The sequence below is a fragment of the Neoroseomonas marina genome, from assembly GCF_012927745.1.
Lineage (GTDB): Bacteria > Pseudomonadota > Alphaproteobacteria > Acetobacterales > Acetobacteraceae > Neoroseomonas > Neoroseomonas marina.
In genome coordinates this window covers 1-5,148 of record NZ_JABBKX010000021.1, presented here as the reverse complement: position 1 = coordinate 5,148, position 5,148 = coordinate 1, and the positions used below count along the sequence as shown (strand labels likewise).

The window sequence follows — 5,148 nt, the reverse complement described above, 5'->3', positions numbered from 1 at the left end:
GGATCGCTCCTCCACTACTTCAGCCCAGATGAATGCTCAAACTATCTCCGTCACGCCGGATACGACCAAAACTGATCCGATCATGCTCTAGCTGCCTTTCGCGCTCGGTTCGGCGATCGGCATGCCGCCGGCGATCATGCGCGCCAGCGATATCGAGGCCATGCCGACTGGCCAGATCACCACCGCAATCGGATCCGGCCCCTTCCGCTTCAACCATGCGGAGCGCCTATCCGGGGCGCGGGCCGTGTTCGATCGCTTCCGCGACTACGTCCCGCGCCAGGAAGATCCCAGCGGGCTCGCCGGAGCCCGGCGCGTGAAAGTCGATCGCGTCGAGTGGGTCACGATGCCGGACGCGCAGACCGCCGCCTCCGCTCTGCAGACCGGGGAGGTCGATCTGCTCGAATCCCCGCTGCTCGACCTAGCGCCGACACTCGGCCGCAATCGCAGCATCACTATCCGCCGGATCAATGCACTGAACAATCAAGGGATGCTGCGGCCGAATTCGCTGCATCCTCCTTTCAACGATCCGCGGGCGCGTCGCGCCCTTGCCATGCTGGCAGACCAGTCCGACTACATGACGGCCGTGGTCGCCGACCTCGGCCTGTGGCGGAACTGCGCCTCCTATTTCCTCTGCGACGGTCCCCATGGTCGGGGGGCGACCGGTCCCATCCCGGCGGCCAACATCGAAGGCGCGCGAAGCCTGCTCGCCGAGGCGGGGTATCGCGGCGAACCGCTGCTGGTCCTTGCCACGCGGGACCTGGCACCGATCGGCCAGATGAGCGAGGTCATGATCGACGGGCTGCGGCGCGCGGGGGTGAACCTCGATGTCCGCTGGACCGATTGGGGAACGATGGCCACGCGACTGACGCAGCGCGGCCTGCCCTCCGCCGGCGGGTGGAACCTGTCCATCAGCTATTCCGCCGGCATCACCGCCCACAGCCCGATGACGAACGCCGGCACCAACATGGCCTGCGATGGCTCCAACTGGGTGGGGTGGCCCTGCGACGAGGAAGTGGAGGCGATGCGCCAAGCCTTCGCCGATGCGCCTGACGATGCCAGCCGGCAGGCCATCGTCATTCGCTTGCAGGCCCGGCTCGAGGAATTGCGGCCCTATGTGCCGCTCGGCGAATTCGCGGCTCCTATCGCCTACCGCAGCACCCTGCGCGGCGTGCTGGATTCCCCGGTCATCGTATACTGGAACATCGAGAAGCTCTGATCGTGCTGCCAGTCACGGGATATGTGGACCGCTGGAGCGTCCCCCAGGGCGGGACCATCCGCTTCATGGTCAGCAGCCGCGGTGGCGCACCGTTTCGTGCCCGCCTCGCGCGCATCTTCTGCGGTGATCCGAATCCCGATGGCCCGGGCTACCGGGAAAGCCCCCTGCCCTGCCCGTTCGAGGGGGAGCATCCCGGCTGGGAACAGCCGGTGCTCACCGGCTCCCGCGCAGTCATCCCCGTTCTGGACCTCGCTGCGGCGCCGCGCCTTGCGATCGGGCTGACGATCCTTGCCACCTTGCCGGCAGAGCCAGGGGAGCAGGCGCTGTTTCATTGGGTCGGTGATGCCGGCACCCTGCTCATTGTCATCCGGGATGCCCGTCTCGTCGCCGAATGGAAGCCCGCGCGCGGTGAGCCTGTTTCATGCCGGCTGCCGTCCCCGGTCGAGCCGCGAAGGTGGCTCGACATCGCCCTGATCCACGACGTGCAGAAGGGCGCTTTGGAGTTCGCCGCTCGCCCTCGCCCGGACCCTTATCTGCCGCCACCGCAGATCACCTCGGATCGCGCGCCGCTACGCGATACGCGACGGCCAGGACAGGGACGGCTGACCCTCGCTGCCCGCCAAGCGGCGCGTGTGCCCATTGCGCATTTCAATGGCCGGATCGAGCGGCCAAGCATTTGGATCGACACGGCCGAGGTGGGCGAGGTGCTGGCGCGCCAGACGGCCCCGCTTGCAGCCATCCCGGCGCAGCCGCATGCCCTGTGGGACTTCGCCATCGGGATCGGATCCGATCGGATCACCGATATCGGTCCCCATGGCTTCCATGGGACCCTGGAGAACCTCCCGACCCGTGCGGTGACCGGTTCGACCTGGAGTGGGCAGAATCACCGCTGGACCGACGCCCCAGGCGAGTATGCGGCGATCCACTTCCACGACGACGATGTTGGCGATCTCGGCTGGGCGCCGACGTTCGAGTTCAGAATCCCCCTCGAATGGCCCAGCGGGCTGTACGCGCTGCATCTCGAGACCGCGGAGGGACGCGACAATATACCCTTCGTTGTACGGGCGGCAGAAGCGGGAACGCAGGCGAGGATCGCCTTGCTGCTCCCGACGCTCACCTACCAGGTCTATGGCCAATATCCCCGCGGCGAGATGACCGCGTCCGCGCTGCCGCGGGCGCGCGAGTGGGGCGCGCTCGACAACACGGCGACAGACCATCCCGAATACGGGCTGTCTGCCTACAACACCCATCGCGACGGCAGCGGCGTCAGCATCACCTCCATGCGCCGCCCCATGCTTGATAAGCGGATCAACCAGATCCATCGGCTGGACGACACGCCCGGCGGGTCCGGAACCTATTGGCTGGCAGCGGATACCTATCTGATCGACTGGATGGATCGCCGCGGAATCGACTTCGAGATCATCACCGACCACGATCTCCAGGAGGAAGGTGTCGACCTCCTGAAGCGCTACGCAGCGGTGATGACCGGACAGCATCCGGAGTACCATACCGTCGAGACCCACGGCGCCGTCCGTCGCTACATCGCTGAAGGCGGGCGCTTCCTCTACCTCGGGGGCAACGGCTTCTATTGGAAGATCGTGCCGTTCCAGGGCGAGACCTGGGCAGTCGAGCTGCGCCGCGCGGAAGGCGGAATACGGACTTGGGCGGCCGAGCCTGGCGAGGGTTACCACGCCTTCGATGGCAGCTATGGCGGGCTGTGGCGGCGGTTAGGGCAGCCTCCTCAAGGATTGGTCGGCGTAGGCTTCAGCTCACAGGGCGGCTATCGGGCCGAACCGTACCGGTTCACTGACGCGATCCTCGATCCTCGGCTGAACTTCATGCGGCAGGGGTTGGAAGATCGCGCTTTACCTGGTGCGAGCTTCGGCGAGCAGGGCCTAATGGGTGGCGGAGCGGCTGGTCATGAGATCGACCGCGCGGACGCCTCACTCGGCACGCCGGGTCATGCGCTCGTTCTCGCCAGCGGCGTCCCCCGGGATCCAAGCTTCGAGCCGACGAACGAGGAGCGCTTGACGCAGGAGTGGCCTGGCCCCCGGGAGGCGATCATCCGATCGGACATCACATTCTTCGAGACGGCAGGGGGCGGTGCGGTCTTCTCTGTCGGATCGATGTCCTTCATTGGCGCGTTGCCGATCAATGCCTACGATAACACGTTGGCGCGGTTGCTCGAGAACGTCGTCCGCCGGTTCTCATCTCGTGAGCTCTTTTCGTGGCCGCCATGGTCGATCGCCAACGACCGCTGATGTCAGAGGCCCACTTAGCGTTACAGCCAGCCAAGGGAAGGCGACCAAGTCACGTGTTTGCGCCCAGATACCCTGAACTGCGCAACGCATTCCCTGCCATGCGCTCTGAATTTCCCTGCTCCGATGTTCAGGGAAATGATTCGGAACACGAGGATTTCTGCGCCTTCCAGCCGGGTGGTACCGCACGGATTGGCGGAAACGGCCCCAATTTCCCTGTTCTTTCCCTGAAAGGCAGGGAAATCAGCTGTGGGAATTGCCGAGACGGGTTCGCCTGAGACTGCGCCCACAACCACACAGTCGCGGTGTCGCAGACGATTTCCGGGTCGGCGGGGCCGGTCTGCGAAAGGCCCGCCTTTCCGGCCAGACACGCGAGGGCCTCGGACGAATCGTACCTTAGAGACGATGGTCCGGCGGCCTCAGCCGACCATATCTCGGTTCTGTCTCTCATGGCCATTTCGGCATGTACGGATGCGGTAAAGGTATGCGAAGAGGGGTTGCGCCAAGCCCGCTCGGTCATTTCGATACCGGGCGGCAAGTACCGCCGGGCCGTCCCGAAAATGAGTGATCGCGTACGGCCGAACCGTACACTGCAATGGCCCAAGCCTCCGGAGTGGCAGATGCCAGTTAGCCTGATACGGGAGGCATTGATTGCCAAGGCCTCTGCGTTGGTGCACCGCGACCACGACGCACTTGCCGGTCTGATCCATGACGACTTCGTCTATATAAGTGCGGGAGGCCAGGTCTTCGACAAGCAGCGCTACGTCGATGCCTACTGCCGTTCTGGCCACGTGGTGTTCCTCGCTCAGGACATCGTCGAGATCGACACACGGCTGTTCGGAGAGTTCGCGGTGGCAAGCCTGGTGCTGCGCGACCAGCTGCTGGTCGGGGGGCGGACGACCTCAGCGACCTATCGTTCCCTCTGTACCCTGGCCAAGACCAGCGCGGGGTGGCTTTGGGCAGCGGGACAGACGATGGCGATTGCTGACTAGGAGGCGCGCGGGCAGGTTCCGCTCACAGGAGTGTCCGCCCAGTTCCGTGGACAGGTGTGATAGCGACCGTCCCGTAGCGAAACCTGTTCAGACGAACCCGAGCGCCCTGCGCTGATCCTGCCAGTCGGCGGGGATGCGGGTGTCCTGCATCAGCCGCGACGCCGTCAGGTTCGCGGGCGGGCAGCCGCCGAGGATGGCCTCGACGATGTCCGGTGCGAGCCAGGCGAGACGCACCAGCCGCGTCGCATAGGATTGCGAGATTCCCTGCTCCGCTGCCACGGCGGTCAGGCTCGGCGCAGTGGTCGACACCAAAGCCTTGCGCAGCGCCCAGGCCTTGGCGATCAGGCGAACCAGCGATGGGTCCGATCGGTCAGCAGCAACGGTCGATCCCACCAGCAGCACCATCTCCCGACCAGCGCGACGGAGATCCGAACATTCCCGACGCCGCTCGTGCGCGGGCGCCTCGTAGCCACGCATGTGACGGTCCTCCAGTCTGCGGCGCTGTGCCAGAGTTGCGGGATGCGGATTCCAAGGCCATCGTCGCGATGCTCCGCGGCGGCGACGTGGACATGGGCATCCTGTCGCGCAACACGGCTCTGGACGGGTATCTCTTCACGCCGCTGTTCGAGGACGAATTCCTCGTCGTCGTACCGCGCGAGGGGCACCCGCTCAGCGCCCGCCG

5 protein-coding genes are annotated in these 5,148 nt (G+C 65.6%); 4 read left to right on the top strand and 1 reads right to left on the bottom strand.

Annotated features, from left to right (window positions below; genetic code table 11):
• Positions 1-121: 121 nt before the first annotated feature.
• From GWK16_RS24880 to GWK16_RS24870, 3 genes are all read left to right on the top strand, one after another.
• Positions 122-1,216, top strand: a complete 1,095-nt coding sequence (locus tag GWK16_RS24880; protein ID WP_248291625.1) for an ABC transporter substrate-binding protein — start codon at positions 122-124, stop codon at positions 1,214-1,216.
• 2 nt (positions 1,217-1,218) lie between these two features.
• Positions 1,219-3,477, top strand: a complete 2,259-nt coding sequence (locus GWK16_RS24875) for a N,N-dimethylformamidase beta subunit family domain-containing protein (protein WP_170056669.1) — start codon at positions 1,219-1,221, stop codon at positions 3,475-3,477.
• A gap of 617 nt (positions 3,478-4,094) precedes the next feature.
• Positions 4,095-4,466, top strand: coding sequence for a nuclear transport factor 2 family protein (locus tag GWK16_RS24870; RefSeq protein WP_170056668.1), 372 nt, complete (start codon positions 4,095-4,097; stop codon positions 4,464-4,466).
• Between the two features lie 87 nt (positions 4,467-4,553).
• Here GWK16_RS24870 and GWK16_RS25465 read toward each other — a convergent pair whose 3' ends face one another.
• A complete protein-coding gene (locus GWK16_RS25465; RefSeq protein ID WP_248291624.1) occupies positions 4,554-4,943 on the bottom strand; it encodes a hypothetical protein in 390 nt (129 codons plus the stop codon).
• A gap of 26 nt (positions 4,944-4,969) precedes the next feature.
• Between GWK16_RS25465 and GWK16_RS25910 the strand changes: the two genes are divergently transcribed.
• Positions 4,970-5,148, top strand: a 179-nt coding sequence (locus tag GWK16_RS25910) for a LysR substrate-binding domain-containing protein (protein WP_408903934.1), incomplete at its 3' end; no start/stop codon positions are given.